The 26125-nt window shown below is 61.2% G+C and carries 25 protein-coding genes and 2 tRNA genes; 19 read left to right on the forward strand and 8 right to left on the reverse strand.

What is annotated here, in order from left to right; translation table 11 throughout:
- Positions 1–161 precede the first annotated feature (161 nt).
- Positions 162–866, forward strand: a complete 705-nt coding sequence (locus tag AB5Y86_RS18575) for an SDR family oxidoreductase (RefSeq protein ID WP_368193759.1) — start codon at positions 162–164, stop codon at positions 864–866.
- Here AB5Y86_RS18575 and AB5Y86_RS18580 read toward each other — a convergent pair.
- Positions 792–1367, reverse strand: a complete 576-nt coding sequence (locus AB5Y86_RS18580) for a 2-amino-4-hydroxy-6-hydroxymethyldihydropteridine diphosphokinase (protein WP_368193760.1) — start codon at positions 1365–1367, stop codon at positions 792–794. The genes AB5Y86_RS18575 and AB5Y86_RS18580 overlap by 75 nt on opposite strands.
- Positions 1368–1491: 124 nt before the next feature.
- Between AB5Y86_RS18580 and AB5Y86_RS18585 the strand changes: the two genes are divergently transcribed.
- The 4 genes from AB5Y86_RS18585 (at position 1492) to AB5Y86_RS18600 (ending at position 4889) form a co-directional block, all read left to right on the forward strand.
- Positions 1492–1584, forward strand: a complete 93-nt coding sequence (locus tag AB5Y86_RS18585) for a YnhF family membrane protein (RefSeq protein ID WP_005339800.1) — start codon at positions 1492–1494, stop codon at positions 1582–1584.
- A gap of 103 nt (positions 1585–1687) precedes the next feature.
- Entirely contained in the window at positions 1688–3088 is a 1401-nt protein-coding gene (locus AB5Y86_RS18590) for a sensor histidine kinase (RefSeq protein ID WP_368193777.1), read from the forward strand.
- A 5-nt stretch (positions 3089–3093) separates the two neighbouring features.
- Positions 3094–3612 (forward strand): hypothetical protein, encoded by a 519-nt coding sequence (locus tag AB5Y86_RS18595; RefSeq protein WP_368193762.1) that lies wholly within the window; start codon positions 3094–3096, stop codon positions 3610–3612.
- A complete protein-coding gene (locus AB5Y86_RS18600) occupies positions 3609–4889 on the forward strand; it encodes a sigma 54-interacting transcriptional regulator (protein WP_005339807.1) in 1281 nt (426 codons plus the stop codon). Before AB5Y86_RS18595 ends, AB5Y86_RS18600 begins: the two co-directional genes overlap by 4 nt.
- 1 nt (position 4890) lies before the next feature.
- On the opposite strand, the gene AB5Y86_RS18605 is transcribed toward AB5Y86_RS18600, so the two are convergent.
- Complete coding sequence (locus AB5Y86_RS18605; RefSeq protein WP_005339809.1) at positions 4891–5373, reverse strand: DUF1097 domain-containing protein; 483 nt, start codon at positions 5371–5373, stop codon at positions 4891–4893.
- Between the two features lie 368 nt (positions 5374–5741).
- On the opposite strand from AB5Y86_RS18605, the gene msrP reads away from it, so the two are divergent.
- The gene (gene msrP, locus AB5Y86_RS18610) at positions 5742–6743 is read left to right on the forward strand and encodes a protein-methionine-sulfoxide reductase catalytic subunit MsrP (RefSeq protein ID WP_368193763.1); all 1002 of its coding nucleotides are present in this window, start codon (positions 5742–5744) and stop codon (positions 6741–6743) included.
- A complete protein-coding gene (gene msrQ, locus AB5Y86_RS18615) occupies positions 6734–7360 on the forward strand; it encodes a protein-methionine-sulfoxide reductase heme-binding subunit MsrQ (RefSeq protein ID WP_368193764.1) in 627 nt (208 codons plus the stop codon). Before msrP ends, msrQ begins: the two co-directional genes overlap by 10 nt.
- Here msrQ and AB5Y86_RS18620 read toward each other — a convergent pair.
- A complete protein-coding gene (locus AB5Y86_RS18620; protein ID WP_013724184.1) occupies positions 7357–7605 on the reverse strand; it encodes a PepSY domain-containing protein in 249 nt (82 codons plus the stop codon). The genes msrQ and AB5Y86_RS18620 overlap by 4 nt on opposite strands.
- A 63-nt stretch (positions 7606–7668) precedes the next feature.
- On the opposite strand from AB5Y86_RS18620, the gene AB5Y86_RS18625 reads away from it, so the two are divergent.
- The 4 genes from AB5Y86_RS18625 to AB5Y86_RS18640 are packed head-to-tail and all read left to right on the forward strand — an operon-like array spanning position 7669 to position 10534.
- On the forward strand, positions 7669–8007 hold the full coding sequence (locus AB5Y86_RS18625; RefSeq protein ID WP_005339825.1) for a PepSY domain-containing protein: 339 nt from the start codon (positions 7669–7671) through the stop codon (positions 8005–8007).
- Positions 8008–8028: 21 nt separating this feature from the next.
- Positions 8029–8685 (forward strand): response regulator transcription factor, encoded by a 657-nt coding sequence (locus AB5Y86_RS18630; RefSeq protein ID WP_005339826.1) that lies wholly within the window; start codon positions 8029–8031, stop codon positions 8683–8685.
- Positions 8682–10031: a sensor histidine kinase gene (locus AB5Y86_RS18635; protein WP_005339828.1), complete on the forward strand. Its 1350-nt coding sequence runs from the start codon at positions 8682–8684 to the stop codon at positions 10029–10031. The genes AB5Y86_RS18630 and AB5Y86_RS18635 overlap by 4 nt, the downstream gene beginning before the upstream one ends.
- 41 nt (positions 10032–10072) lie before the next feature.
- On the forward strand, positions 10073–10534 hold the full coding sequence (locus tag AB5Y86_RS18640; protein WP_005339830.1) for a hypothetical protein: 462 nt from the start codon (positions 10073–10075) through the stop codon (positions 10532–10534).
- An 85-nt stretch (positions 10535–10619) separates the two neighbouring features.
- Here AB5Y86_RS18640 and torA read toward each other — a convergent pair whose 3' ends face one another.
- Complete coding sequence (torA, locus tag AB5Y86_RS18645) at positions 10620–13100, reverse strand: trimethylamine-N-oxide reductase TorA (protein WP_368193766.1); 2481 nt, start codon at positions 13098–13100, stop codon at positions 10620–10622.
- A 23-nt stretch (positions 13101–13123) separates the two neighbouring features.
- Positions 13124–14254 carry a NapC/NirT family cytochrome c gene (locus tag AB5Y86_RS18650; protein ID WP_005339847.1) on the reverse strand — a complete coding sequence of 377 codons (1131 nt, stop codon included), beginning with the start codon at positions 14252–14254 and terminating at the stop codon, positions 13124–13126.
- A 276-nt stretch (positions 14255–14530) separates the two neighbouring features.
- Between AB5Y86_RS18650 and AB5Y86_RS18655 the strand changes: the two genes are divergently transcribed.
- From AB5Y86_RS18655 to AB5Y86_RS18665, 3 genes are all read left to right on the forward strand, one after another.
- Positions 14531–16498, forward strand: a complete 1968-nt coding sequence (locus tag AB5Y86_RS18655) for an ATP-binding protein (RefSeq protein WP_368193767.1) — start codon at positions 14531–14533, stop codon at positions 16496–16498.
- A 55-nt stretch (positions 16499–16553) separates the two neighbouring features.
- Entirely contained in the window at positions 16554–17051 is a 498-nt protein-coding gene (locus AB5Y86_RS18660) for a response regulator (RefSeq protein WP_368193769.1), read from the forward strand.
- A 67-nt stretch (positions 17052–17118) separates the two neighbouring features.
- A complete protein-coding gene (locus AB5Y86_RS18665; RefSeq protein ID WP_368193771.1) occupies positions 17119–19122 on the forward strand; it encodes a DNA topoisomerase III in 2004 nt (667 codons plus the stop codon).
- Between the two features lie 65 nt (positions 19123–19187).
- On the opposite strand, the gene AB5Y86_RS18670 is transcribed toward AB5Y86_RS18665, so the two are convergent.
- A complete protein-coding gene (locus tag AB5Y86_RS18670) occupies positions 19188–20543 on the reverse strand; it encodes a TrkH family potassium uptake protein (RefSeq protein ID WP_042082855.1) in 1356 nt (451 codons plus the stop codon).
- Entirely contained in the window at positions 20540–21193 is a 654-nt protein-coding gene (locus AB5Y86_RS18675) for a TrkA family potassium uptake protein (RefSeq protein WP_005339863.1), read from the reverse strand. Before AB5Y86_RS18675 ends, AB5Y86_RS18670 begins: the two co-directional genes overlap by 4 nt.
- A gap of 127 nt (positions 21194–21320) precedes the next feature.
- Between AB5Y86_RS18675 and murB the strand changes: the two genes are divergently transcribed.
- Together murB and birA are read left to right on the forward strand one after the other, a co-directional pair.
- Positions 21321–22358: a UDP-N-acetylmuramate dehydrogenase gene (murB, locus tag AB5Y86_RS18680; RefSeq protein ID WP_368193773.1), complete on the forward strand. Its 1038-nt coding sequence runs from the start codon at positions 21321–21323 to the stop codon at positions 22356–22358.
- Entirely contained in the window at positions 22355–23320 is a 966-nt protein-coding gene (gene birA / locus AB5Y86_RS18685) for a bifunctional biotin--[acetyl-CoA-carboxylase] ligase/biotin operon repressor BirA (protein ID WP_368193775.1), read from the forward strand. Before murB ends, birA begins: the two co-directional genes overlap by 4 nt.
- Positions 23321–23400: 80 nt before the next feature.
- Here birA and coaA read toward each other — a convergent pair whose 3' ends face one another.
- A complete protein-coding gene (gene coaA, locus AB5Y86_RS18690) occupies positions 23401–24339 on the reverse strand; it encodes a type I pantothenate kinase (RefSeq protein WP_005339877.1) in 939 nt (312 codons plus the stop codon).
- A 263-nt stretch (positions 24340–24602) separates the two neighbouring features.
- Here coaA and AB5Y86_RS18695 point away from each other — a divergent pair.
- The 3 genes from AB5Y86_RS18695 to tuf all read left to right on the forward strand — a co-directional run.
- Positions 24603–24687: transfer RNA gene (locus AB5Y86_RS18695), tRNA-Tyr, on the forward strand.
- A 38-nt stretch (positions 24688–24725) separates the two neighbouring features.
- Positions 24726–24800 (forward strand) — tRNA-Gly (locus AB5Y86_RS18700).
- A gap of 168 nt (positions 24801–24968) precedes the next feature.
- Positions 24969–26125, forward strand: a 1157-nt coding sequence (gene tuf, locus AB5Y86_RS18705) for an elongation factor Tu (RefSeq protein WP_139441922.1), incomplete at its 3' end; no start/stop codon positions are given.

Below are 26125 nucleotides of genomic sequence, written 5' to 3' on the forward strand. Positions count from 1 at the left end.
GTGGTGACTCCGCAAGAGGGGGATGCCGCCACTATGACGCGGGCGGGTAGCTCGCGACCAATGGCTTGTGCCGCAGGGATTGATAGGCACAAGCCATCGGCGGTGATCCGCTGGCAGGCGGGCTTCGTTCATGCAAGACCATGAAAGGGAAAGGAGATCGTATGCGTGCATTGGTTACGGGCTGCGGCCGTCGACTCGGATTTTATCTCTGTGAACAGCTGGTGGCGGCGGGTTGGCAGGTGACGGGCAGTTATCGCAGCGAGCGGCCGGAGCTGGCCACGCTGGCAGCATTGGGGGTCGAACTGGTGCAGGCGGATTTTGGCCGGGAAGAGGACGTTGGCAAGCTGATCGATGTGCTGGCTGCCCATCAGGATCTGGCGCTGGTGATCCACAACGCTTCGGCCTTCGAGCCGCAGGCAACTGATCCAGCGGCGCAACTGGCCCAGTTCGAGCAGTTCTACCGGGTACACATGGCGGCCCCCTTCCAACTAAACCGGGCGCTGGCCCCCCGGCTGGCCAGCAATCCCAACGCCAGCATCATTCATATCACCGATATCTATATCCATGCCCCGGCCCCCCGTTTTGCCAGCTATGTGGCCACCAAGGCGGGAGCCCATTCGCTGGCCATGAGCTTTGCCCGGGAGCTGGCGCCTGCGGTGCGGGTCAACACCATAGAGCCGGGGCCAATCCTGTTTCTCGACGAGCATGACGAGGTATGGCGCCAGCAGGTGTTGGCGAAAACACCGCTGGCGCGGGAGGGTGGACTTGAGCCCATCTGGCAGGCGGTGCAGTTACTGATGGGGAACAGTTATATGACGGGGGCCAGCATCAAGGTAGATGGCGGACGCGCGCTGGCCACTCTCTGAAGATTTGCCAAGCACCAGCGGCCCCAGCCCGACCTGCCGGGTCAGCAAGCCCTTTCCGAGTTTGAGTTTGCCCGACGGGGCGGGGAGCGTCACTTGCAGCGCCACCTTGGGGTCATGCACCTCGCCATGGCCATAGAGCTCGGCCAGCAGCTCCGCCAGATAGGAGTCGACCTCTGCCGAGGCAAAGTCACCGCTCCTGTCGCTGGCCAGAATATCGATGTCGAGCGGTCGATCGTGCACCTTGCAGAGCGGATCGCTGCGATCCCGGCCGTGAGCTACCTCGAGGGCGACAAAGTGCTGCTTGAGGCGGGCGGCATCGAGCGAGCTCTCCACTACCAGCAGGCAGTTGAGAAAGTCGTGGCTGGAGTGCATTCCCACCGGCTTGGTGCGGATCACCGAACTCAGCCGCAGGGGGCCGACGTTCGCAAGCAGCTCGGCCAGCGCGCGGCTGACATGAATATGCGGGTCAATATTGGAACCAATGCTACACAGATAGAACATGCTCACCTTCCCGGGGTTGGGCTCATCTGAAATGTATACGCAGCTCACGGTTATCGGATTAACTATGGCTTAACATTGTCTTATCTATTGTGATCCGGCACTGATTGGCAGAAAGGAGGTTTGCATGAGTGTGGAGCTGAAATGGGCGCTGTTGACCGCCTCGGGCGCGCTGGCGATGATCATGATTATCTGTCTGGCCTCTGTCGCGTTGGCGTGAATCACCACAATCCAGATAATACAAACCGGCCTGTTGGCCGGTTTTGTTTTTTGGGGCGGTGCGGCTATGCTGGCGCACCGGTGAGAATGCAAGAGAAGAGATGATGACCAAGGTTCGCCCACGCTCCCTGCTGCAGGTGGTATTGATGGGATTTGTGCTGGTATTGATGCCGCTGGGCGGCATGATCTGGCACAACAGCACCTCCCTTGCCCACCTCAGTCAGCTCACCAGCGACGAGATGGAGCGGGCGGTCAAGGATACCCGCCGCGCCACCCTGCTGACGGCGCAAGCCATCGATATCGAACGCACCTTGCGCCGCTTCGCGGTGCTGGGGGATCGCCGCAGTCTCACCAGCTACCAGCAGCAGCTCGATGGTTATCGGGTGTTGCTGGCGGAGCACCGCAACTCCATCACCGACGGCCAGCTCTACAGCGGTCTCGATCAGGGGCTGGCCTGGCTCGACAGCCTGCAGGATGCCGCGCTGGCCCGGGCGGCGGTAGCGGGGGACAAGCTGGAGCAGTTCAACGATGCCAACAAGCAGCTCGAAATAGTCACCCGCAGCCGGGTTGACGAACACATGGATCGGGTGCAGCTCACCATCGCCGGACTGACCAGCGAGCTCTGGTGGGTGAGCGGAGCTGTGGCGGCGCTCAGCCTGCTGATGGTCTTTATCTTCACCTACCTCATCATCCACCCGGTACGACAGATTGAGTCGCGCATCTTGAGTCTGGGTGCCGGGGTCGAACCCGATCCCAAGCCGGTTGACGGCCCTGCCGAGCTGGTATTGCTGGGGGAGCGGATCGTCTGGCTGCACGACAAACTCAAGGAGCTGGAGCTGCAGAAATACCAGTTCCTGCGCCATGTATCCCACGAGCTCAAGACCCCGCTGGCGGTGCTGCGGGAAGGGACGGATCTGCTCTGCGAGCAGCTGGTCGGGCCTTTGACGCCGGATCAGCTGGAGATCTGCCAGATGCTCGATGAGAACAGTCGGCGCCTGCAGACCCTGATCGAGCGGCTGCTCGACTTCAACCGGCTCAGTCAGCAGGAGGCCTTCGAACTGGAGCCCGTCCCCCTGCTGCCGATGTTGTCGGAACTTTCTGCCGAGTACCGGCTGGCATTGGAGTCCAAGCAGATCTGTGTACACTTGCCGACCGTGCCGGTTACCCTGTGGGCGGAGCCCTACCGGCTACGACTGATCCTCGATAACCTCTTCTCCAACGCCGTCAGTTACGGCGCCAGCGGGGGCAATATCTGGATCAGGGCAGGGCAGGATGAACAGATAAGCTGGCTGGAAGTGGCCAACGAGGGGCCCAAGATCCCCGTGGCCGATCAGCAACGCATTTTTGAACCCTTCGAGCAGGGCAGCACAGTGCGGCAAGGTCTCTTGAAAGGCTCGGGCATGGGCCTTTCCATCGCCCGCGAGTCTGCCAACAGCCTGGGGGGGGAACTGGTTCTGGTAGAGGATGAACAGGCGGATGTCTGTTTCAGGTTGACGTTGAAATGAGGACTATGAAGATACAACGCGTATTTCCAGCTCTGATGGCAGGGCTGCTCGCGGGTTGCTCCTTGCTGCCGCAACAGGCAGAGCGGGAGTCCTCCGATATCGCTTTTGCCAAGCGGATGGAGTTTGCCAGCAAGGAGATGCAGGTGCGTCTGCAATACTCCGATTGGCTGCTGGCCAGTCACCCCCAGCAACGGGTGCAGGAGCGTCAGCGTCTGAAAGGGGCCGACGATCTGGAGAGCCGGGTCAGTCTGGCCATGGTGGACTCCCACCCCGCCGAATCTGTGGCCAATCGCACCGCCGGTCTGGCGCGCCTGAAGCAGATGCTGCCCGAACTGGGTCTCGATGCGCAGGCCTTTTTGCGCAGCTGGATCGCCCTCGGCGAGCAGCTGCTGGCTCGCGACAGCCGTCGCGATGACCAGAGTCAGGAGATCCAGCGGCTGCGCCGCCAGATCGAGCAGCTGACCGCTATCGACGACCAGCTCAACCAGCGCAAGCTGAACGAGAATCGTGAGGTAATACCATGAGCCGGATCCTGTTGGTGGATGACGACGTCAGCCTGCTCAAACTGATGAGCATGCGGCTGCGCAGTCAGGGTTATGAAGTGGATACCGCCGACAGTGCGGAAGGGGCCCTCGACCGGTTGCGTCAGCAACGGGCCGATCTGGTGCTGAGCGATCTGCGGATGGCCGGCATGGACGGTCTGGCGCTGTTCGAGCGGATCCAGGCCCAGTGGCTGGGGTTGCCGGTGATCATCATGACCGCCCACGGCACCATCCCGGACGCCATTCAGGCGACCCGCTCCGGCGTCTTCAGCTTTCTGACCAAACCCATCAACAAGGATGAGCTGTTCGCCACCATCGAACATGCGCTGAGCCTGACGCGGCCGAAACAGCAGCAGGAGTGGCAGTCGCTGATCCTGACCCGCAATCCCCAGCTGGAACAGCTGCTGATCCAGGCCCACAGCATTGCGACCATGGAGGTGCCGGTGCTGATCATGGGGCCGTCAGGCTCCGGCAAGGGGGCGATGGCGCAGGCGCTGCACCAGGCCAGCCAGCGGCGCGACAAGCCGCTCCATACCATCAACTGTGCCGCCATTCCGTGGGCGTCACTCGACTTGCAGCTGTTTGGTGAAGATGGCCAGTCAGGGTTGTTCGAGCAGGCCAAGGGGGCGACCCTGTTTCTCGACGAGATTGGCAGCCTCTCCGAATCCCTGCAGGCCAAGCTGCTGCAGGTGATGGAGGAGTATGGTCAGGGCACGCCGGAGGTGAGGGTGCTCAGCTCCAGCCATCAGGATCTGGTCAAGGCGATGGAGGAGGGGCGCTTTCGGGAAGATCTCTTCTACCGTCTCAACGTCGCCAATATCACCTTGCCGTCTCTCAGTGCCCGCAGCGAGGATATCCCCCTGCTGGCCCGTCAGGCGCTCGACGATTACCGTAGCCGCCACAGCGACTGCGCCGCCATGGGTTTTTCGCCCGAGTCGCTGGCGATGCTGGCGGCCGCTGCCTGGCCCGGCAACGTGCGCCAGCTCTGCAACGTGGTGGAGCAGCTCGCCAGCCTCTGTTGCAGCCCGGTGATCGGGGTCTCCATGGTGGAGTCCGCCCTGAGCGGTGGTGGCGGCGGCATCCCCTCGTTCAACGAGGCGCGGGCCGAATTCGAGAAGGAGTATCTGATCCGTTTGCTGCGCACCACCGAGGGCAACGTGACCCTGGCGGCCAACATGGCGGGCAGAAACCGTACCGATTTTTACAAGTTATTGAATCGGCACGGTATCGAAGCTGCAAACTTCAAATCGAAGGGATAAATCAGGCGGGATCAACCACCGCCGGAGCGGCATCGGCTTTTTGAGTTTTATGGGAGAGCCAGAGGCCGCTCGCCTTCATCAGGTAACCGAACAAGGCGCCAATGATGAGGGAGGGCAGGATCAGCCGCCACTCGCCAGCCGCCCCGAAGGTGGCACAGCAACCGGCAAAGGTGCCGGGAATGTAGCCGAGCCACTGCTGCTTGGCCTGTACGCACATCAGGGTTGCGACCACCCCCGTCATCACATAACCCGCCACGCCCGCCCCCCATAGACTGTCGCCATGGATCAGCAGTAGAGCCCACAGCATGCCGCTGGTGTTGCAGAAGATGGTCTGCAGCAGCGCCTTGTAGCCACCGCTTGACGCGAAATAGCTGGTGCAGCCGAGAAAGCCGACCCAGGAGATAAGGCCGAACGCGACGGCAATCCAGCCCCAGACGGCGGAGAGAATTCCAGTGGTGATGGCGATGGCGATCAGTGGGCTCATGGGGCGACTCTTCAGTTGGCTTCGCAAAATGGGCAGCCTACCCCCGGCAATCGGGGCGGCAAGCGGGGGCCGAATTGTGTGTGATCTTCATCACCCTTTTCAACTCAGGAATACGCTTGCGCTCGCGAAAAAAATTCATTGGTGACCGGCCTGACAGTCGGCCATAGTTAGAGGCCCTGTCCTGCTCATGGAGTGAGTCTGATGGCGCCAAATGTGATCGTTCCCCTGCTGGTGTTCGTAGTCCTGTTTCTGGTCGGCACCATGGCCAAGGCACTGCCCCTGCACCACATGATGTAAATTTGTGTGAAATAAAAATCTGCCGGGGCGGGTCTTATCCATACTGCCTCACTCAGCCCCGGGAGTTTTTCATGTTGATCAAGCGTCGTACCGCCCACCCCCTCACCGAACAGAATGTCACCCCGGAAGCCGTCTATCAGGACCGCCGCCTTATTCTCAAAGGGCTGGGTCTGGGCGCAGCCACCCTGGCGTTTCCCACTCAGGCCGGTGTACTCGATCTGCTGCGCGGTAAAGAGGATGCTCCCCAATTAGCCACCAGGCCGCTTAACAGCAAGCCTGCCGAGCGTCCGGCCAATCTGGTGCTGACACCGGAAGAGAAGGCCACCAGTTACAACAACTTCTATGAACTGGGCACCGACAAGTCCGACCCGGCTCGCAACGGCCATTACCTAAAGCCCGAACCCTGGACCCTCAAGGTGGAGGGGGAGGTGGCCAAGCCCTTCACTCTGGATGTGTGGGATCTCATCAACAAAACCGAGCTGGAGGAGCGGATCTACCGGCTGCGCTGCGTCGAAGCCTGGTCGATGGTGCTGCCCTGGAACGGCATCTCGCTGGCCGAGATCATCCGCCGTGCCGAACCGACCAGCCGCGCCAAGTTTGTCGCCTTCGAGACCCTGTTCGATCCGAAACAGCTGCCGGGGCAGGCCTCCAGTCTGGGGGGCGGTATAGAGTATCCCTACGTCGAAGGGTTGCGTATCGACGAGGCGATGCACCCTCTTTCTTTCCTTGCGATGGGGCTCTATGGCAAGACCCTGCCCGCCCAGAATGGCGCGCCGATCCGCTTGGTGGTGCCATGGAAGTACGGCTTCAAGAGCATCAAGAGCATCGTCTCGATCCGGCTGGTAGAGGAGATGCCGCCGACCACCTGGAACCTGCTGGCACCCAACGAATATGGCTTCTACGCCAACGTCAATCCGCAGGTGGATCACCCGCGCTGGAGTCAGGCCAGCGAGCGTTTCATCGGTGAGGGCGGAGTGTTTGGCGCCAAGCGTCAGCCGACCCTGATGTTCAACGGCTATGGTGACGAAGTCGCCTCGCTCTATCAGGGGATGGATCTGCGCCAATGGTACTGAGATTGAAACCGGCCCATATCAGCGGCCTGCGGGCGCTGGTGCATCTGGGCTCCCTCGGCTTCCTGCTCTGGCTGGTTTTTGCCATTCCGGCAGGTCTGCTGGGGGGCGATCCGGTGCCCGAGCTTATCCACTACCTCGGCAAGGGAGCGCTCCACCTGCTGCTGCTCACCCTGCTGGTGTCGCCGCTGGCCAAGCGCTGGCGGCAGGGGCAGCTTATCAAGCTGCGTCGCCCCCTCGGGCTCTGGTGTTTTGCCTGGGCGCTGCTCCACTTTATGGCGTGGCTGGGGCTGGATCTGCAGTTTGACTGGGGTCTGATTGGCGGCGAGCTGGTCAAGCGCAGTTATATCGTGGTGGGGATGGTGGCCCTGTTGCTGCTGGCCGCCCTCAGCATCACCTCGCTGCCCGTATTGCAGCGCCGCATGGGCGCCGCATGGCAGAAGCTGCACAACTGGGTCTATGCCATCGCCCTGCTGGTGCCGGTGCACTACTGGTGGTCGCTCAAGAGTGGTTGGGGGGAGCCCCTCATCTACCTGCTGCTGGTCTGCGCCCTGCTCTGGCCGAGGCGGGAGAAGCTGCTGCGTCCCTGGCGGGGACGCTGGAATGCAAAAGAGGCCTAATCGGCCTCTTGTTGTTTGATCTCGCCAGTGTAGGCATCGACGATGAGATGCACCTTCTGATCCTGGCGATTGAGGGTTTTGACCTCGAATTTGTCCCCTTCCAGCTCCACTTCCCGAATGTCGTGATACCCTTGCGCCAGCAGGAGTTTGACCAGCCCGGCCATGTCGAGACGGCTCTGGGCCGCCCAGCTTGTGGCACTCAACAGACAAAGGATTAGCAGGAAACTGCGCGGGATCATATTCATTCCGGATTCATGGCTGGCAGACTATAAACGCCATTATGTTAGGTTTTTGGAGATGAATCATCCATGAATAGAGCGCTCCCTCTGCTTGGGTTATTGCTGCCGTTGCTGGCACAGGCTGTCACGCCTGATGAAGCCATGCTGCAGCAAGCTGTCCATGAGGGACGGGTTCGGCCCTTCCATGAAATGATGGAGGTGGCGGCCAGATTGCCGGTGCGGGTGTTGCGGGTGGATCTGGGGGAAGAGGATGGTATCTGGCTCTATGAACTGCGAGTCATCGATCGGGAAAACAGCGTGATCAAGGTAGCCTATCGGGCCGACAACCTTGAGCTGGTGTGGGCCAAGGGCCACCATCTGGAGCGGTTGTTCGAACCTCCAAAGCCCCCGGTCGAGGATGATGAATAACCCCTGTGTGGAAGCCTGTTCATGCGAATTCTGATTGTTGAAGACGAAAAAATTCTGGCTGGCCAGTTGGCCGAACAGCTGCGCCTCTCCGGCTTTGTCACCGACCTCTGCCACGATGGCAACGAGGCCGGTTTTCTCGGCGAGACCGAACCTTACGATGCCATCATTCTCGACCTCGGCCTGCCGGGGCGCGATGGCCTGAGCGTGCTGAAAGAGTGGCGCAGCAAGGGGATCGATACCCCGGTGCTGGTGCTGACCGCCCGTGGCCAGCTGCACGAGAAGATCGAGGGGCTCAACGCCGGTGCCGATGACTACCTCACCAAGCCGTTCCAGGTGGCCGAGCTGGTGGCGCGAGTCCATGCGCTGGTGCGCCGGGCGGCAGGCAACGCCAGCTCCATTCTGGAGATCGGCGGAGTGCGGCTCGACATGGCGGCGTCGCAGGTGTGGTACGAAGGGACTCCCATCAAGCTGACTGCCCACGAGTTCCGGGTGCTGGGTTACCTGATGCAGCACAGGGGCAAGGTGGTGTCGCGCAGCGAGCTGATCGACCACATCTACGCTCAGGATTTTGACCGCGACTCCAATACCGTGGAGGTGTTCATCGGCCGGATCCGCAAGAAAACCAACCCCGATCTGATTGAGACAGTGCGCGGCCTCGGGTACCGGATCAACGAATGAGGCTGGTCAGAACCCTGCGGGGGCGACTGGTCGCCATCGCGCTGGTGTGGTGCGGGCTGTTTCTATTCGCCACAGGTTTCAGCTTGCAGACCATGATGCGCAACTACTGGCAGGAGGCGGAGGCCGACGGTCTGCGCCTGCAGCTCTATGATCTGCTCTCCCGGCTGGAAGTGGCCAAAACCGGCCTGCCGGTGGTCACCGGCTCCCTCTCCGATCCCCGTTTCAATCAACCCTACTCCGGCTACTACTGGCAGCTGGAACTGGGCCGCGATGTGGTGGGGCGCTCCCGCTCCCTGTGGGATACCAACCTGAAGAGCGACGGCCTCAAGTCGGCGTTTGGCGATCCCGACCTCTTCGTCGGCAAGGGGCCCAACAAGGAGCCGCTGCTGATCATGACCCGTACCGTACTGCTACCAGGCTCGGATCGGGTGTTCACTCTGGTGATGGCCAAGGACAGCAGCGCCCTGACCCAGACCCTCAACAAGACCCGGATCAGCCTGTTCCTCGGTCTCGGCTTTGCCGCCGCCGGTCTGGTGCTCGGCTTCATGTTCCAGATCGTCTACGGCTTGCGGCCGCTGCACCTGCTGCGCCGTGAACTGGGGCGGGTTCACGAGGGCCATCAGGAGGGCTTCCGGCTGCGCTATCCGCTGGAGATCCAGCCGCTGGTGGAGGATATCAACCGGCTGCTGCACCACTACGGCGAGCTGCTGCAGCGGGCGCGATCCCACACCGGCAATCTGGCCCACGCCCTCAAGACGCCGCTCAGCATCATGCGCAATCAGGTGGCCCAGTTGCCGCCGGAGGATCAGGCCGCCATCGGCGAGCAGCTCGACCAGATCCAGCGCCACATCGATTACCACCTCGGCAAGGCGCGGGTGACCGGCGCCGCCAAGATCCTCGGGGTCTCGACCCCGGTGCGGGCGCGGGTAGAGTATATCTGCCGCGCCTTCTCCCGCCTCTATCCGGGCAAGACGGTGGATCTGCAAGTGCCCGCCAATCTGGCGGTCGGGGTGGAGGAGCAGGATTTCGACGAGATGGTGGGCAATTTGCTGGAGAACGCCTTCAAGTGGTCAGCCAGCGAGTTGCGCATCTCCAGCGCCGAGCTGGGGGGCTGGATCACCCTGCGTATCGAGGATGACGGCCCCGGCATGAGCGAAGATCAGATTGCCAAGGCGGTGCTGCGCGGGGTGCGGCTCGACGAGAAGGTGCCGGGCTCGGGCCTGGGCCTCAATATCGTCTCCGATCTGGCGGAAGCCTATCGGGGCAGTTTCATCATGGGCCGCGCCGAACTGGGCGGTCTGGCCGCCTCCCTCTCGTTGCCCAAGGTGGCAAGAGTCGAGAGCTAGGCATAACATATGGCATTTGTTTTAGCCTGAGGAAGAGAAGCATGACCGACGATCCGTGGGCACTGTGTCACCTTGACGATTCGTTTGATGCCTCTGTGCTGGGGGTCAAGGGCGCCCAGATCCAGTGGTTTGAAGACAGGGATGGCCTGATCGCGTTCCTGCTGGAAGATTTTGTCGACCTGCTGGCCGATGTGGGCGAGCTGGACGAGGAGCAGACCGAGCAGGCGCGCGAGCGCTTCACCCTGCTGGTGGAGCAGAGCTTCGACGATCGCACCCTGATGGATGCCATCAACGATCTCGCCTCCGGCCTGCGTCGCATCGCCTGGTTGGGGCCGCTCTCGGAGCTGGCCGAGATCAGCGACGAGTTTGCCTCCGGCCTGCGCCGTTACTTCTGGAGCCAATACGATGGCGATGAAGATGATCCGGACGCCTGGGTGCCGGAAGAGCTGTGGCCGCAGCTAGTTGAGTGCGCGCAGGAGTATATGGAGGAGGGGGAGTTCTAAACCCGTCCCGACCATGCCTGCGCTTTGGCAGACATATAAAGAAACGGCGCCTTGATGGCGCCGTTTTTATTGGGTGGCAATAGCCTTAGCCGTTGGCCGGTACCGCGTGGGCGGTGTTGGCCAGCACCGGGCCTGTGTACTTCTCGATCTGCAGCTGGGCCATGTGGCCGCAGTTGCCTTGCGCCAGACTGGACGAGCCTTCGTCGAAGGTGAGGCAGTTGACGTTGCCGTTCTTGCAGATGCTGCCCGCTTCGCCCGGCTTGGCTGGGTCATACCAGGCCCCTTCGCAGATCCGCACCACCCCTTGGCGCACATCCTCGGAGAGCAGGGCGCCCACCAGGATCTGGCCGCGCTCGTTGAAGGCACGCACCAGATCCCCATGGGCGATGCCACGAGCCTTGGCGTCCAGCGGATGGATCATGATCGCCTCGCGGTCGGCGATGGCGAACTTGTCCCGCAGCGGGGTGTTGTCGAGCTGGGAGTGCAGCCGCTGGGTCGGGTGGGAGGTGTTGAGCGACAGCGGATAGCGCGCCGCCACCTCGCTCTTCACCCACTCCTTGGGCTCATACCACTTGGGATGGCCGGCGCAGTCGGCATAACCCATCCCGGCTACCGTGTTGGAGAAAATCTCGATCTTGCCGGACGGGGTGCCGAGCGGGTTGAGCAGCGGGTTCTCGCGAAAATCGGCGTGACGGATCCACTGGCGGTTGGCCTCGGGGATCGGGAAGCGGATGTAGTTGTTGGATTCCCAGAACATGTTGAACGGCGGCAGCGCCACGCGGGCGCCGCGGGCCTGCGCTGCCATGCCGTCGTACATCTGCTTGAGCCACAACATCTCGTCTTTGCCTTCGGTGTACTGCTCCTGCACACCCAGTTTGGCGGCGATGGCGCTGAAGATGTCGAAGTCGTTGCGGGCTTCAAACTGGGGCGGTACGCACTGGTGCATCGGGAACACATAGCGCTGGGAGTAGTCGCCGCCCATTTCCAGATCGTTGCGCTCGTAGCTGGTGGTGACCGGCAGCACGATATCGGCGTGCTTGGCGGTAGCGGTCCAGTAAGGCTCGTGAACGATCACGGTCTGAGGCTTGCGCCACGCTTGCAGCAGGTTGTTGGTGTCCTGATGGTGGTGGAAGGGGTTGCCGCCTGCCACGTAGACCAGCTTGATGTCCGGATAGGTCACCTTGCGGCCGTTGAAGTCGATGGTCTTGCCCGGGTTGGCGAGACAGTCGGCAATGCGGGCCACCGGGATCGGTGCCGGGCTGTTCTTCGGTGCGTTGCCGGCGGAGATACCGGCCAGAATGCCACCCTTGGCGGTGGGGCTGCCACCGGAGGAGTAGTGGTAGCTGAAGCCGTAGCCGCCGCCCGGCAGGCCGATCTGGCCCAGCATGGAGGCCAGAGTCACCAGCATCCAGTTCGGCTGTTCGCCGTGCTGCTGACGCTGCATCCCCCAACCGGCCATGATCATGGTGCGTTTGGCGGCCATGTCGAGGGCCAGCTGGCGGATCACCTTGGCATCGACGCCGCAGACGCTGCTCGCCCACTCGGCGCTCTTCGGCTGACCGTCATCCTTGCCGAGCAGGTAGTTCAGGAACTTGTCGAAGCCGACGGTGTAGCGATCGAGGAAGGCCTGATCGTGCTTCTTCTCGCTGTAGAGGGTGTGGGCCACCCCCAGCATCATGGCCACGTCGGTGTAGGCGTTCGGCGCAATCCACTCGGCACCGACCAGCTTGGCGGTCTCGTTGTAGATGGGGTCGATGCTGATGACGCGGGTGCCCTTCTCTTTCAGCGCCATGAAGCCGGCCTGACCTTCATGATCCGGCATGTTCCAGCTGTTCTTCAGGGTCACCTGGGCGTTGACCCCCCACAGCACCACCAGTTCGGCGTTCTCCACCACGTTGGGCCAGGCGGTCTGCTGCTCGTACACCTCGATGGAACCCATCACGTGGGACATGATCACCTGAGCCGCGCCGGTGGAGTAGTCACCGGCATAACCGGTGAAACCGCCGGAGAGGTTCATCAGGCGGTGCAGCAGGGTACGGCTGTTGTGGAACATGCCGACGCTTTTCCAGCCATAGGAACCGGCGTGGATCGCCTGCGGACCGAAGTCACTCTGAACCCGCTGGATCTCGCCGGCCACCAGTTCGATCGCCTTGTCCCAGCTCACTCGTACCCACTCGTCGGTACCGCGCAGCTCGGGCTTGGCGCCCGGGCCATGCTCCAGCCAGCTCTTGCGTACCATGGGGTATTTGATGCGGTTCTTGGCGTGGACCTGGAACGGCGCCATGTCGATGAGATCGTTTGGCGCCGGATCATCGGCCACCGGCTGAACGCGCACCATGCGGCCATCTTCGACGATCGCCTCGAAAGCACCCCAGTGGGCGCCGGTCAGAATGCCCTTCTGGGCGGGCACCAGGGTCGGGAACTGACTCAATGCGGTGCTGATGGCTTGCGCCAGCGCACTCTTGGGAAAAATGCCGCCGAGCAGGGGCAGGGCTGCGCAGGCGCCGAGCCCCTTGAGCAGGTTGCGGCGGGACAGATTGGTCTTCTTGTCATTGAAAAAAGTCATAACGGTTTTCCTCTGTGCCAGCCTTAGTGGGCCGCGCTCATGTCACTGGCGTGTTTCTGGACATACTGGGTCAACATACGAGCCTGTTCCGGGGTCAGGGAGGTACGAGATTCCATCCCCTTGATGACGCCGATCCACTGGTTGGCATTGAAGTGATCCAGCGCGGTGAGGCCGTGGCAGCCGGTACAGTTGTTGGACATCAGGGTGGAGGCGTATTGCCACAGCTTGCCCTGATCGCCGATGAGCTGGCTCTGGTCGACCCAGGCGGTCAGCTTGACCTGATGCCAGGTGAGGTTGGTGGCGCTGTCGGTTTCGCTCTGGCCGGTGACCAGCGCTTTCTTGGCGGCATCGCCGACCAGTACGCTGAGGATCCGTTTGCCCGGTGCGGCGTAGAATACTTCGCTCACACCATCCTGTTGCCAGCCTTCGATCTGCACCTTGGCGCGGCCGTTTTCGTTGGCAAGCACTTCCACCTTGGTGGAGGGCATCAGGGTGCCTTCGTCGGTCTTGGCGGCGGCATCGAGGAACAGCGGGGTGGTGGCGATGGCGTAACGGGTGGTGACGTTGGCCGGGGTCTGGGCCGCAGCCTGCGCCAGCTCGCTGGCACCGGCGGCAGCCAGGCCGCTCATGTCAGGCATGATGTGGGCGACACCGCGGTGGCAGTCGATACAGGTCTGGCCCTCCTTGATGGCGACCGGGTGCTCGGCGCGGGCATTGGGGCGCTGGGCCAGAATGTCCATCGCCTCGTAGCTGTGGCAGCTGCGGCAGGTGGCGGAGTCGTTGGCTTTCAGCTCGTCCCAGACGGACTGGGCCATCCGCAGCTTGTGGGCTTCATACTTTTCCGGGGTATCCAGGGTGCCGATCGCCTCGTGATAGATATCCTTCACGGCGCGGATTTTGGTCCACAGGTAGGAGGTGGGGTCGCCCGGGATGTGGCAGTCGGCGCACTCGGCGCGGATCCCTTTGGTGTTCTGGAAGTGGACACTGCCCTGATACTCGGCGAGCGGAGTCTGCATGGAGTGGCAGGAGACGCAGAATTCGGTGGAGCTGGTCTTGTGCAGCACGGTCACGGTGACACCCAGTGCCGCGACACCCAGCAGGGCCCCGAGCAGCAGGAGCCAGAACCAGGTTTTTCTTATCAGTTTTCCAATCATGGCGGCGTTTTCCTACGGTCAATAATTACCTACATAGTACTAGTCCAATAGTAGTAGTAATGACAGGGATAAGGCGTTGACCTCCATCATGGTTTATATTTTTGATTGTTGTCACATTTTGTCTTTTGTTTTGTTATTGACATAATTGTCGAATTAAATTCATTTGTTTTCTGTTTTATCTATTTGTGCACTTTCCGCGACAGCTGTTAGCCCCCTCGCAAAACCCCACAAGATTCGCTGATATAGTGAGCAGTGAGCCTCAACGGAGTGTCGCTGATGAGCCCTTTCTCACTGCTGTGTGTCGCCGCCAACGTGCAACTGCTGGCCGAATTCGAACAGGAGTTGGCTCCGCTGCTCGGCCATTTCGCGTTGGTGGTGGTGGTCGGTCAGGGGTCGGCGGAGCTGGCCTTGGACGAGCTGGATCGCAAGGGGCAGCCACCCGCCGTAGTGGTGTGTGACAGCGAGCTAGGGGATGGGAGAGGGGCCGATTTTCTGATCCGCCTCGGCAGCCGTCACGAGGCGTGCCGCAAGATCCTGCTCGGCAGCCAGCCGGAGATGAAATCGATCATCGAGGCAGTGAACCTCGGTCGTCTCGACTACTACCTGCAACGCCCCTGGCGCGATGGCAGCCTGCGCCGGGCGGTGATCGAGCAGGCCAGCCACTTTGTATTGCAACGTCCCGATGCGGACCTGCTGAGCTATGCCGCAGTGCTCGACAACCAGAAGCTGCTGCGAGCCCACGTCGATCGCCAGTTGGCTGCCTATCGGCAGGGCTTTATGGATTACACCCACTGCAGCGATGAAGAACTCTCCCGGGTGGTGATCGACGGCCTCTACCAGTTTTTCGAGGGCAATGACGAGGAGCGGGTCTGCCGCCACTACAGCCCGGGCCATGTGCTGACCCGCGAGGGGGAGCCCAACAGCTTCCTCTGGTTTATCGCCAAGGGGGAGGTGGTGCTGCGCAAGCGGGACGAGCAGGGGATCGATCAGGAGGTGGTGCACTACCGTACCGGTTCGCTGGTGGGGGGCATGTCCTTCGTGACCGGCGAACCCGCCTTCACCACCGGCGTGACTCTGACCGGTGCCGAGGTGATCAAGCTCGACAAGCTGCAATTCTCCCGGGTGATGCAGGCGCGCAGCGAACTGCTCCCCTCCTTTACCAACCTGCTGCTGCGCCACTTCAACCGCCGCCTGCAAAACAGCATCCGTACCGAGATGCGGCTGCAACAGACCCTCAACTCCCTCGATGCCGCTCACGCCCAGCTGGTGGAGAGCGAAAAGATGGCGATGCTGGGTCAGCTGGTGGCCGGTGTCGCCCACGAGCTGAACAACCCGGTGGCGGCTATTATCCGTGGCAGCGAGACCCTGCGGGCCGCCATCCCCGATCTGGTCAATCTCGAGCTGCCAGCACCCATCAAGGGGCTGGGCAACCAGACCCTCTGTCAGGCGCTCTCCTCCCAGCCGGTCTCGACCAGCGAGATCCGTGACAAGACCCGGCAGGCTGAGGGGCGCTTTGGTGATCGCCAGCAGGCGCGGCTGGCGGTACAGATGAATCTGGATGACGAGCTGAACTGGCAACGCTGGTTTGCCAGCCGCACTGCCGACGAGCGGGAGGCGCTGCTCTCCCGGCTGGAGCTGTTCCAGCAGACCGGCAGCTTCCTGCGCAATATCGAAGTGTGTGCCCGTCGCATCGGCGATCTGGTCAAGAGCCTCAAGCAGTATGCCCGGCAGGATCGGGCCGAGCCCTCTCTGGTGGACCTGCACGAGGGGCTGGAAGATACCTTGATGATTTTCGAAAACCGCCTCAAGCATCATGAGCTCTGCAAGGAGTACCAGCCGTTGCCGCTGGTGCGCTGTCACCCCATCGCCCTGCAACAGGTGTGGACCAACCTCATCGCCAACAGTCTGGATGCCATGAGCGGCCCGGGACGGCTCACCATTCGCACCGGGTTGCTGGATCCCGAGTGGGTCATGGTAGAGATCGAGGATAGCGGTTGCGGCATCGAGCCCGAGCTGTGGCAGCGGATCTTCGATCTCAACTTCACCACCAAGCGGGAGGGCCATTTCGGCCTCGGGATTGGTCTGAGCGTTTCGCTGCAGATAGTGCAACAGCACCACGGCCGGATTGAGGTGGACTCGGCGTCGGGCCGCTACACCCGGATGCGGGTCTGTCTGCCGCTGGACGGCATGGGGCAGGCCGGTTACGGGGGCGAACCTCATCACAACAAGGAGCATGCGGCCTGAGCCGTCGCCAGCATCAATCGCGCGGCGTGCCAAACCATGTCGCCAAGGAGGAGCAATGAACAAACACTATCTGATCCTGTGTGTGGACGATGAGCGGGAGGTGCTGGATGCGGTGATCCACGATCTCGCCCCGTTCAGTTCCCACTTCGAACTGGAAGCCGCCGAGAGCGTCGATGAGGCGCGAGCGGTGGTGGAGGAGTGGGAGCGCGACGGCAACAAGCTGGCGCTGATCCTCTGTGACCACATCATGCCGGGAACCCTGGGGGTCGATTTTCTGGTGGAGCTGAACCGGCGAGCCTCCACCCGTGCCAGCCGCAAATTGCTGCTGACCGGACAAGCCGGGCTGGAGGCCACCGTCGAAGCGGTCAATCGCGGCGGGTTGCACTACTACCTCGCCAAGCCGTGGAAGCTGGAGACCCTGCAAGAGGCGGTGCGCGAACAGCTGACCGACTATCTGCTGGCGGAAGATGGCGAAAACGCCTTCCACTATGCGCCGTTGCTCAATCAGGCGCGGCTGTTTGCCGCCATCCACGATCACCCGTTCGACGAATAGGGGCAGTTTGGCTTTCGCGGTGGCAGTTGTATACTGTCTGCATATACAGTATTGCAGGTAGCCACCGATGCGACTCTTTATCGCCGAGAAGCCCACGCTGGGCCGCGCCATTGCCGATGCCCTGCCCAAGCCCCACAAGAAGGGCGACGGTTTTATCGAAACAGCCCAGGGGGATGTGGTCACTTGGTGCATCGGCCATCTGCTGGAGCAGGCCGAGCCCGATGCCTATGACGCCGCCTTCAAGCAGTGGCGGATGGAGCATCTCCCCATCATCCCCGCCCAGTGGCAGCTGGTGGCCAAGCCCAAGACCAAAACCCAGCTCACCGTCATCAAGCGGCTGATCAAGCAGGCGGACTGCGTGGTCAACGCCGGTGACCCGGATCGGGAAGGGCAGTTGCTGGTGGATGAGGTGATCGACTTTCTCGGCTACCCGAAAACCAAGCCGGTGCAGCGCTGCCTCATCAGCGATCTCAACCCGCCCGCGGTGCGCCGCGCCCTCGACAAACTGAGGGATAACAAGGAGTTCGTGCCGCTGGCAGTCTCGGCGCTGGCCCGCAGTCGGGCCGACTGGCTCTACGGCATCAACATGACCCGCGCCTATACCCTGCTCGGCCGCAAGGCCGGTTGCAGCGAGCTGCTCTCGGTTGGCCGGGTGCAGACCCCGCTGCTGGGGCTGGTGGTGCGGCGGGATCTCGAGATCGAGGCCTTCGTGCCCAAACCCTTCTACGAGGTGCTGGCCCATCTGTTGACCGATAGCAACGAGCGTTTCACCGCCAAGTGGCTGCCATCGGAAGCCTGTCTGCCGTGGCAGGATGAGGAGGGGCGGGTGCTCAACCGGGCGCTGGCCGACAAGGTGGTGAGCCGGATCAACGGCCAGCCCGCTCAGGTCGAATCGGTGGAAGAGCAGGCCCGCAAGCAGGCGGCGCCGCTGCCCTACAACCTCTCCAGCCTGCAGATCGATGCCGCCAAACGGTTCGGTATGGATGCCAAGCGGGTGCTCGACATCTGCCAGAGCCTCTACGAGCGTCACAAGCTCATCACCTATCCGCGCTCCGATAGCCGCTATCTGCCGACCGACCATTTCAAGCGGGCCGAACAGGTGCGCGGTGCCATCGCCGCCACAGCGCCTGCGCTGGCCAAGGCGGTGAGCGAGGCAGACGGCAAGATCCGCAGCAAGGCGTGGAACGATAGCAAGGTGGATGCCCACCACGCCATCATCCCCACCGAGAAGCAGGGCAACCCCGCCACGCTGGGGGCCGACGAGGCGAAGCTCTATGGCCTGATTGCCCGACAGTATCTGCTGCAGTTCTATCCCCCGTTCGAATACAACGACAGCAAGGTGCTGCTGCGCATCGCCGGTGGTCTGTTTCAGGCCAAGGCGCGGCGTATCCTCAAGGCGGGCTGGAAGGCGCTGCTCGGAGTGGAGGAGGATGACGACGAAGAGAAAGCGGGCACGCTGCCTGCCCTGAAAGAGGGAGAGCAACTGCTGTGCGAGCGGGGCGAACTGCAGGAGAAGATGACCCAGCCGCCCAAGTCGTTCACCGATGCCACCCTGCTGGCGGCCATGACCGGCATCGCCCGCTATGTGCAGGATCCCGAGATCCGCAAGACCCTGCGCGACACCGATGGTCTCGGCACAGAAGCGACCCGGGCGGGCATTATCGACCTGCTGTTCAAGCGCCGCTTTCTGGTGCGTCAGGGCAAGAGCATCAAGGCGACCCCGACCGGGCGGGCGCTGGTGCAGGCGCTGCCTGCCACCGCCACCACGCCGGATATGACGGCGCTGTGGGAGCAGAGCCTCGGCCAGATCGCCGAGCGCCACGGCAGCTACCAGCAGTTTATGGGTCCACTCACCGAGCAGCTCAACGGCCTGATTGAAGGGGCGCGGCAGGACTCAGGCGCCAGCTTCAGCGCCCTGCCCAAGGAGGCGTCGGGTGCCGGCAAGCGGCGTTTTACCAAACGCAAGAGCGGAGCTTCAGTAGCTAAAAGGGGCAAAAAACAAGCCACATTAGCTCCTTCTAAACCGGTAGGGCGCGAATTGGTATCAAGATGGGAAAAAATGGTGAAGTAATGGATTTCAGTGTGATTAGTAGAAAAAGAGCGGCAATTTTGCCGCTCTTTTCATTGTTTTTGTAATCATCCGGTATAGACGTTCTCTTCCGGATAACGGATGCGGGTCTCGACCGGGCGGGCCAGCATAAAGGCCAGGGTGAGGGGGCCGAGACGGCCGCAGATCATCACCAGCACCAGGATCAGCTTGCCCGGCTCGCTCAGGGAGGCGGTGATGCCGGTGGAGAGGCCAACGGTGGCAAATGCCGAGATGGTCTCGAACATGATTTTGTCGAACGGCAGATCCTCGGTCACCATCAGCAGGAACATCGCCAGCATCAGCACCATGGTGCTGACGATGATGATGGCCAGCGAGCGGGTCACGATCTGGGGCGACAGGGTGCGGCCAAAAGCGGTGACATGGGGCCGTTTGGTCAGAAACGCCTTGGTTGCCAGCAGCACTACGGCGAAGGTGGTGACTTTGATACCACCACCGGTTGAGGTGGCACCGGCACCGATAAACATCAACATCATCAGGAACAGCAACGCCGCCGGGGTCATCAGCCCTATATCTATGGTATTGAAACCGGCGGTACGGGCACTGGCAGACTGGAAGAAGGCCGCCAGCAGCTGGCCACCGACACCGGCCTTGCCGAGGGTGCCCGGGTTGTTGTGTTCCAGCAGCCAGAACATCAGGGTACCGGCCAGCAGCAGTGCCGGGGTCATCAGCAGCATCAGCTTGCTGTGCAGCTTGAGCTTGCGCCAGCGGCGGTTGCGCACCAGATCGACGATGACAGTAAAGCCGATCCCCCCCAGGATCAGCAGACCGGCGATGGTCAGGCTGATGATGGGGTCGTCCCTATAGTCCATGAGGTTGTTGGCAAACAGCGAAAACCCGGCGTTGTTGAAGGCCGATACTGCGTGGAAGAAGCTGACATAGAGGCCGTGCACCCACCCCATCTCGGGCACCCAGCGGATCGCCATGATGCCGGTACCGATCAATTGGGCGATAAAGGCGAACAGCACGATCCGTTTGACCAGCTGAATGATGTTGACCGAGCCCTCCTGTCCCAGCGCCTCCTTGGCCAGTACCTGCTGGCGTAGGCCGACCCGCTTGCTGAAGATGGCGATCAGCAGCAGGGTCATGGTCATCTGGCCCAGACCGCCGATCTCCATCAGCATCAACAGAAAAATCTGCCCCTGCAGGGTGAAGGCGGTGCCTGTATCCACCACGCCAAGACCTGTCACGCTGATGGCCGAGGTGGCGGTAAACAGGGCGTTGACGAAGGTAACCTCGCCATTGTGGCTGGAGGGTTGCACCAGAAAGATGGTGCCAATCAGCAGAATGATCAGAAAGCTGCCGAGGATCAGCCGGGCTTCGCTCCAGCGAGAGTCCTGCTCCCGATGGAGGGCGAAGGCGTAGCTGCTGCGCCAGTTGATCATAGGGTTTCGAGCCAGTGGTCGATAGCGTGCTTGTTGCCCGCCAGGATCAGGATGTCGCCCAGTTGCAGCTCCATCTTGCCGGTCAGCACGTTGTGCAGCACATCACCACGCTTGATGGCGAGCAGCTGGAAATCGCTCTGTTGCAGCAGGTGGAAGTCGCCCAGTTCCCGGCCGTTCTGTTGCAGGCCGATCACGAACTCGGTCAGCACCATGTCGTGGCCCAGCTCCAGATAGTCGAACAGCCGGTTGTCCAGCATGCTCTGGGCGACCCGGCGGCCCATGTCCCACTCCGGGTTGATCACCTTGTCTGCGCCCACTTTCTGCAGGATCTTGGCGTGGAACTTGTCGCGCGCCTTGACCCACACCTTCTTCACGCCCGCCTCTTTCAAGACGAGGGTGGTGAGGATGCTGGTCTCCAGGTTGTCACCGATGGCAACGAAGACGATATCGAAATTGGCCAGTCCCAGCTCGGCCACGGTGGCCTCGTCGGTGGCATCCGCCACGATAACGTGATTGCAGAGGGCGGCGATTTGCCGGGTCTTGCTCTCGTCGATATCGATGGCCAGTACTTCGGCATCTTGCCGTTGCAGCTCTTCGCACAGCGCGCTGCCAAACAGGCCCAGGCCGATGACGGCAAACTGGTTGTTCATGAGTTGTTCCTCAGCAGTTGAAGTCGCCTACTCTAAACCACTGCTATTCCCCCGAAAAGGGCTCGGGTTTTTCGTCATGGGGCAACTTGAGGTAGACTGCGCCCTTGCACCAAGCCGGGATAGACCGATGAAACTGAATGCCAACGCCTCCTTGTTGAAGCTCAACACCCTTGCCCTCGATGCGTACTGCCTCTGGCTGGCCGAGGTGGAGCAGGTTGCCGATCTGGCGACCCTGCGTGCCGATCCACAGCTCAACCAGTTGCCACGCCTCAATCTGGGCGGCGGCAGCAACATGCTCTTCACCACCGATTTTCTCGGCCTGGTGGTGCTCAACCGGCTCAAGGGGATTACCGCTGAAGATGGTGGCGATCACTGGTTGCTCCATGTGGCGGCCGGTGAAGATTGGCATCAGCTGGTGCGCCATACCTTGCAACAGGGCTGGTTCGGGCTGGAGAATCTGGCGCTTATTCCCGGCACGGTCGGTGCGGCGCCGGTGCAGAACATCGGTGCCTATGGCGTTGAGCTGGCCGACTTCTGTTCCTATGTCGAGGCGTTCAACTGGCAGAGTGGCGAGATTGAACGGATCGCGGCGGCAGAGTGCCGCTTCGGTTATCGCGACAGCATCTTCAAACACGAGTATCAGGATTCCCACCTGATCACTGCCGTCGGGCTCAAACTGCCCAAGGCGTGGCAACCTGTGCTGGGTTATGGCCCGCTGGCGGCGCTCGGTGACGCGCCTTCGGCGCAGGCCATCTTTGATACCGTCTGTGCCACCCGCATGGCCAAACTGCCGGATCCCGCCGTGCTCGGCAATGCGGGCAGCTTCTTCAAAAATCCGGTGGTGCCTGCCGCGCTGGCGGAGTCGCTCAAGTCGCGCTACCCGCAGATGCCCTGCTATCCGGCCGGAGAAGGGCTGGCCAAGCTGGCGGCGGGCTGGCTCATCGATCAGTGCGGTCTGAAAGGTTTCGCCATTGGCCGTGCCGCCGTTCATCAGGAGCAGGCGCTGGTGCTGGTCAATCTGGGGGGGGCCAGTGCCATGGAGCTGATCGCGCTGGCGGCTCATGTCCGCGATAGCGTGGAGCAGACGTTTGGTGTGGTGCTGGAGCACGAGGTGCGCTTTATGGGTGCGCACGGTGAAACCTGGCTCGACGAGGTGCTCTCATGACGTTGACTCCCATCAGACAGACCCTGATCACCCTGCTTAGCGACGGCCAGTTTCACTCCGGCGAACAGCTGGGTGAGCAGCTCGGCATCAGCCGGGCGGCGGTGAGCAAACACATGGCGGCGCTCAAGGAGCTGGGGCTGGATCTCTTTAGCCTGACCGGCAAGGGCTACCGGCTGGCGGTGCCGATGGCGCTCTATGATCAGGCCACCTTGCAGGCACTGGCCCCGATGGCGCCGGTGCACTGTTTTCCGGTCATCGGCTCGACCAACCAACACCTGCTGGATCGGGTCAATGAGCTGCGCTCCGGCGAGAGCTGTCTGGCCGAGTGTCAGACAGCCGGGCGCGGTCGTCGTGGCAAACCCTGGATTTCGCCGTTCGGTTGCCAGCTGATCCTCAGCATGTACTGGCGACTCGAACAAGGCATGGCGGCGGCCATGGGGCTCAGTCTGGCGGTCGGCGTGGCAGTGGTTGAAGCGCTGGAGTCTCTTGGTTATCAGGGGGTCGAGCTCAAGTGGCCGAATGACCTCTACTATCAGGGCCGCAAGCTGGCGGGAATACTGGTGGAGATGAGCGGTAGCGCCGGGGCCAGCTGTCATCTGGTGATCGGCATCGGTCTCAATCTGGCGATGCCTGCCCGCGAAGGGGGGAAGATCGATCAGGCCTGGGCCGAGCTGCGTCACATCAATCCGGAACTGGTGGATCGCAATCAACTGGCGGCCCGGATGATCATCCATCTGCAGCGGGCGCTGCACACCTTTGAGCAGCAGGGGCTGGCAAGCTTTGTCGATGACTGGAACCGGCTCGATCACTTTGCCGGTCGCCCGGTGCGCTTGTTGATGGGGGATCAGGAGATCCGCGGCATCGCCCGTGGCATCGACGATCGCGGCGCCCTGCGGCTGGAGACAGGCGAAGGGATCAAATTCTATCTGGGGGGCGAGCTCTCCCTGCGCCGGGGCGACTGAGGGTCAGCAAGGCCGCTCATGATGCCAAACAGAAGAGGGGGCCTGCGAGCCCCCTCTTCGTTATCCGGCAATGGCTGTCATCATTTGCGCAGTTTGATCTGCTCGATGGCGTGCTCATGGCCCTTGGTCATGATCAGGTTGGCTCGCTCACGCGTTGGTAGGATATTTTCTTGCAAATTCAGATAGTTGATATCTTGCCAGATGTTGCTGGCGATCTGGGTCGCCTCACTCTCCGCCAGCTTGGCGTAGTTATGGAAGTAGGAGTCGGGATCCGAGAAGGCGCCGCTGCGGAATTTCAGGAAGCGTTCGATATACCAGGTACGCAGCAGTTCGGCATCGGCATCCACATAGATGGAGAAGTCGACAAAGTCTGACACGAAGACCCGATGGGGCTCCTGAGGGTAGTCCATGCCGCTTTGCAGCACATTGAGCCCTTCCAGGATCAGGATGTCCGGCTGCTCCACCACCTTTTTCTCATCGGGAATGATGTCGTAGATAAGGTGGGAGTAAACCGGCGCTTCGACCTTCTCGTGACCGGCGCGGATATTGGCGACAAATTCCACCAGATGGCGGATATCGTAGGATTCCGGGAACCCCTTGCGACGCATCAGGCCGCGCTCTTCCAGTACCTTGTTGGGATAGAGGAAGCCGTCGGTGGTGACCAGCTCCACCCGCGGATGTTCCGGCCAGCGCTCCAGCAAGGCCTGCAGAATACGGGCTGTGGTACTTTTGCCCCCCGCCACGCTGCCGGCAATGCTGATGATATAAGTGCCCTTGCCGCGGGACTGGCCGAGGAACTGCTCCAGCACCCGGCTGCGACGCTGTTTGGCTTTGACATAGAGATTGAGCAGGCGGGAGAGAGGCAGATAGATCTCTTCCACTTCCCGCAATGACACCTTCTCGTTGATCCCGCGCAGGGTCTGCAGATCGTGTTCGGTCAGGGTCAGGGGGACCGAATCGCGCAATAACGCCCATTGTTCGCGGGTGAATTGCAGATAGGGGTTATGCTCTGTCGTCATGGTGTCATCACTGTTTCTTGGGCACGGCGACCATACACCAAGGGTGGGGGAGCGACAAGGGACGCAGCAGGATTGGCTTGTTTGCCCCCGCTTTTTTGCAAACTTCCCAGCAATAAAGCATATTTTGCCGGGTTCAATGGTTGCATCCCCCAAAACCTTACAATAAAATGCGCGACGCTTGACTGTCTGTCGTCTATTTGCCGTGCAAAAGCGATAAACACAACGGGTGCAAGCAGAATTACCGTTGTGACAATCTGGCGTCTGGAGGGGTTCCCGAGCGGCCAAAGGGATCAGACTGTAAATCTGACGGCTCTGCCTTCGAAGGTTCGAATCCTTCTCCCTCCACCATATTTCTCTGCGGTTTGAGTTCTTTGGGTTAGAGAAATGCGGGCATCGTATAATGGCTATTACCTCAGCCTTCCAAGCTGATGATGCGGGTTCGATTCCCGCTGCCCGCTCCAAGATGCTGATATGGCTCAGGCGTTAGCAGAGCCGCACCCTAGGGTGAGTTCGGCAAGCGAACCAGCCATCAGTACCTCTCTCTTTCCCACCAGATTCAAATCCATCATATAAACTGTTCTGTGGTTAGCTTGCCACCGCGTACTCAGCGTTAGTTTAGAGGGACGATCATGTCTAAAGAAAAATTTGAGCGTAATAAACCGCACGTTAACGTGGGTACCATCGGCCACGTTGACCACGGTAAAACCACCCTGACTGCAGCTATCACCAACGTGCTGGCCAAGCACTTCGGTGGTAAAGCTTTCGCCTTCGACCAGATCGACAAGGCACCGGAAGAGCGTGAGCGTGGTATCACCATCAACACCTCCCACGTAGAATACGACACCGCTACCCGCCACTACGCCCACGTAGATTGCCCGGGTCACGCCGACTACGTTAAAAACATGATCACCGGTGCTGCCCAGATGGACGGCGCGATCCTGGTAGTAGCAGCGACTGACGGCCCGATGCCGCAGACTCGTGAGCACATCCTGCTGGGTCGTCAGGTTGGTATCCCGTACATGATCGTGTTCATGAACAAGTGTGACATGGTTGATGACGAAGAGCTGCTCGAACTGGTAGAGATGGAAGTTCGTGAACTGCTGACCGAATACGACTTCCCGGGTGATGACCTGCCGGTAGTTCGCGGTTCCGCGCTGAAAGCGCTGGAAGGCGACGCTCAGTGGGAAGAGAAGATCATCGAGCTGGCTGGCCACCTGGATACCTACATCCCGGAGCCGGAGCGCGCGATTGACCAGCCGTTCCTGATGCCTATCGAAGACGTATTCTCTATCGCTGGCCGTGGTACCGTAGTTACCGGTCGTGTAGAGCGCGGTATCGTTAAAGTAGGTGAGACCGTAGAAATCGTTGGTATCAAAGATACCGTTTCTACCACCTGTACCGGTGTTGAAATGTTCCGCAAGCTGCTGGACGAAGGTCGTGCAGGTGAGAACATCGGCGCGCTGCTGCGTGGTGTTAAGCGTGAAGACGTAGAGCGTGGTCAGGTACTGGCCAAGCCGGGTTCTATCAAGCCGCACACCAAGTTCGAATCTGAAGTGTACGTACTGTCCAAAGAAGAAGGTGGCCGTCATACCCCGTTCTTCAAAGGCTACCGTCCGCAGTTCTACTTCCGTACTACCGACGTGACCGGTACCATCGAACTGCCGGAAGGCGTAGAGATGGTAATGCCGGGCGACAACATCAAAATGGTTGTTACCCTGATTGCTCCGATCGCAATGGACGACGGCCTGCGTTTCGCTATCCGTGAAGGTGGCCGTACCGTAGGTGC

This window comes from Aeromonas sp. s8, assembly GCF_040907785.1.
In the GTDB taxonomy this organism is placed as follows: domain Bacteria; phylum Pseudomonadota; class Gammaproteobacteria; order Enterobacterales; family Aeromonadaceae; genus Aeromonas; species Aeromonas veronii.

What these genes read in the sequence shown, in the direction of transcription:
- AB5Y86_RS18635 (WP_005339828.1), top strand. Translation starts at nt 8,682, where the DNA reads ATGAGGCTGGTCAGAACCCTGCGGGGGCGACTGGTCGCCATCGCGCTG.
- AB5Y86_RS18650 (WP_005339847.1), bottom strand. Translation starts at nt 14,254, where the DNA reads ATGATTGGAAAACTGATAAGAAAAACCTGGTTCTGGCTCCTGCTGCTC.
- torA (WP_368193766.1), bottom strand. Translation starts at nt 13,100, where the DNA reads ATGACTTTTTTCAATGACAAGAAGACCAATCTGTCCCGCCGCAACCTG.
- AB5Y86_RS18605 (WP_005339809.1), bottom strand. Translation starts at nt 5,373, where the DNA reads ATGAGCCCACTGATCGCCATCGCCATCACCACTGGAATTCTCTCCGCC.
- msrQ (WP_368193764.1), top strand. Translation starts at nt 6,734, where the DNA reads ATGGTACTGAGATTGAAACCGGCCCATATCAGCGGCCTGCGGGCGCTG.
- AB5Y86_RS18665 (WP_368193771.1), top strand. Translation starts at nt 17,119, where the DNA reads ATGCGACTCTTTATCGCCGAGAAGCCCACGCTGGGCCGCGCCATTGCC.
- AB5Y86_RS18590 (WP_368193777.1), top strand. Translation starts at nt 1,688, where the DNA reads ATGACCAAGGTTCGCCCACGCTCCCTGCTGCAGGTGGTATTGATGGGA.
- AB5Y86_RS18675 (WP_005339863.1), bottom strand. Translation starts at nt 21,193, where the DNA reads ATGAACAACCAGTTTGCCGTCATCGGCCTGGGCCTGTTTGGCAGCGCG.
- AB5Y86_RS18575 (WP_368193759.1), top strand. Translation starts at nt 162, where the DNA reads ATGCGTGCATTGGTTACGGGCTGCGGCCGTCGACTCGGATTTTATCTC.
- AB5Y86_RS18655 (WP_368193767.1), top strand. Translation starts at nt 14,531, where the DNA reads ATGAGCCCTTTCTCACTGCTGTGTGTCGCCGCCAACGTGCAACTGCTG.
- AB5Y86_RS18640 (WP_005339830.1), top strand. Translation starts at nt 10,073, where the DNA reads ATGACCGACGATCCGTGGGCACTGTGTCACCTTGACGATTCGTTTGAT.
- AB5Y86_RS18600 (WP_005339807.1), top strand. Translation starts at nt 3,609, where the DNA reads ATGAGCCGGATCCTGTTGGTGGATGACGACGTCAGCCTGCTCAAACTG.
- AB5Y86_RS18585 (WP_005339800.1), top strand. Translation starts at nt 1,492, where the DNA reads ATGAGTGTGGAGCTGAAATGGGCGCTGTTGACCGCCTCGGGCGCGCTG.
- AB5Y86_RS18630 (WP_005339826.1), top strand. Translation starts at nt 8,029, where the DNA reads ATGCGAATTCTGATTGTTGAAGACGAAAAAATTCTGGCTGGCCAGTTG.
- AB5Y86_RS18580 (WP_368193760.1), bottom strand. Translation starts at nt 1,367, where the DNA reads ATGTTCTATCTGTGTAGCATTGGTTCCAATATTGACCCGCATATTCAT.
- AB5Y86_RS18625 (WP_005339825.1), top strand. Translation starts at nt 7,669, where the DNA reads ATGAATAGAGCGCTCCCTCTGCTTGGGTTATTGCTGCCGTTGCTGGCA.
- AB5Y86_RS18670 (WP_042082855.1), bottom strand. Translation starts at nt 20,543, where the DNA reads ATGATCAACTGGCGCAGCAGCTACGCCTTCGCCCTCCATCGGGAGCAG.
- msrP (WP_368193763.1), top strand. Translation starts at nt 5,742, where the DNA reads ATGTTGATCAAGCGTCGTACCGCCCACCCCCTCACCGAACAGAATGTC.
- murB (WP_368193773.1), top strand. Translation starts at nt 21,321, where the DNA reads ATGAAACTGAATGCCAACGCCTCCTTGTTGAAGCTCAACACCCTTGCC.
- birA (WP_368193775.1), top strand. Translation starts at nt 22,355, where the DNA reads ATGACGTTGACTCCCATCAGACAGACCCTGATCACCCTGCTTAGCGAC.
- coaA (WP_005339877.1), bottom strand. Translation starts at nt 24,339, where the DNA reads ATGACGACAGAGCATAACCCCTATCTGCAATTCACCCGCGAACAATGG.
- AB5Y86_RS18595 (WP_368193762.1), top strand. Translation starts at nt 3,094, where the DNA reads ATGAAGATACAACGCGTATTTCCAGCTCTGATGGCAGGGCTGCTCGCG.
- AB5Y86_RS18620 (WP_013724184.1), bottom strand. Translation starts at nt 7,605, where the DNA reads ATGAATATGATCCCGCGCAGTTTCCTGCTAATCCTTTGTCTGTTGAGT.
- AB5Y86_RS18660 (WP_368193769.1), top strand. Translation starts at nt 16,554, where the DNA reads ATGAACAAACACTATCTGATCCTGTGTGTGGACGATGAGCGGGAGGTG.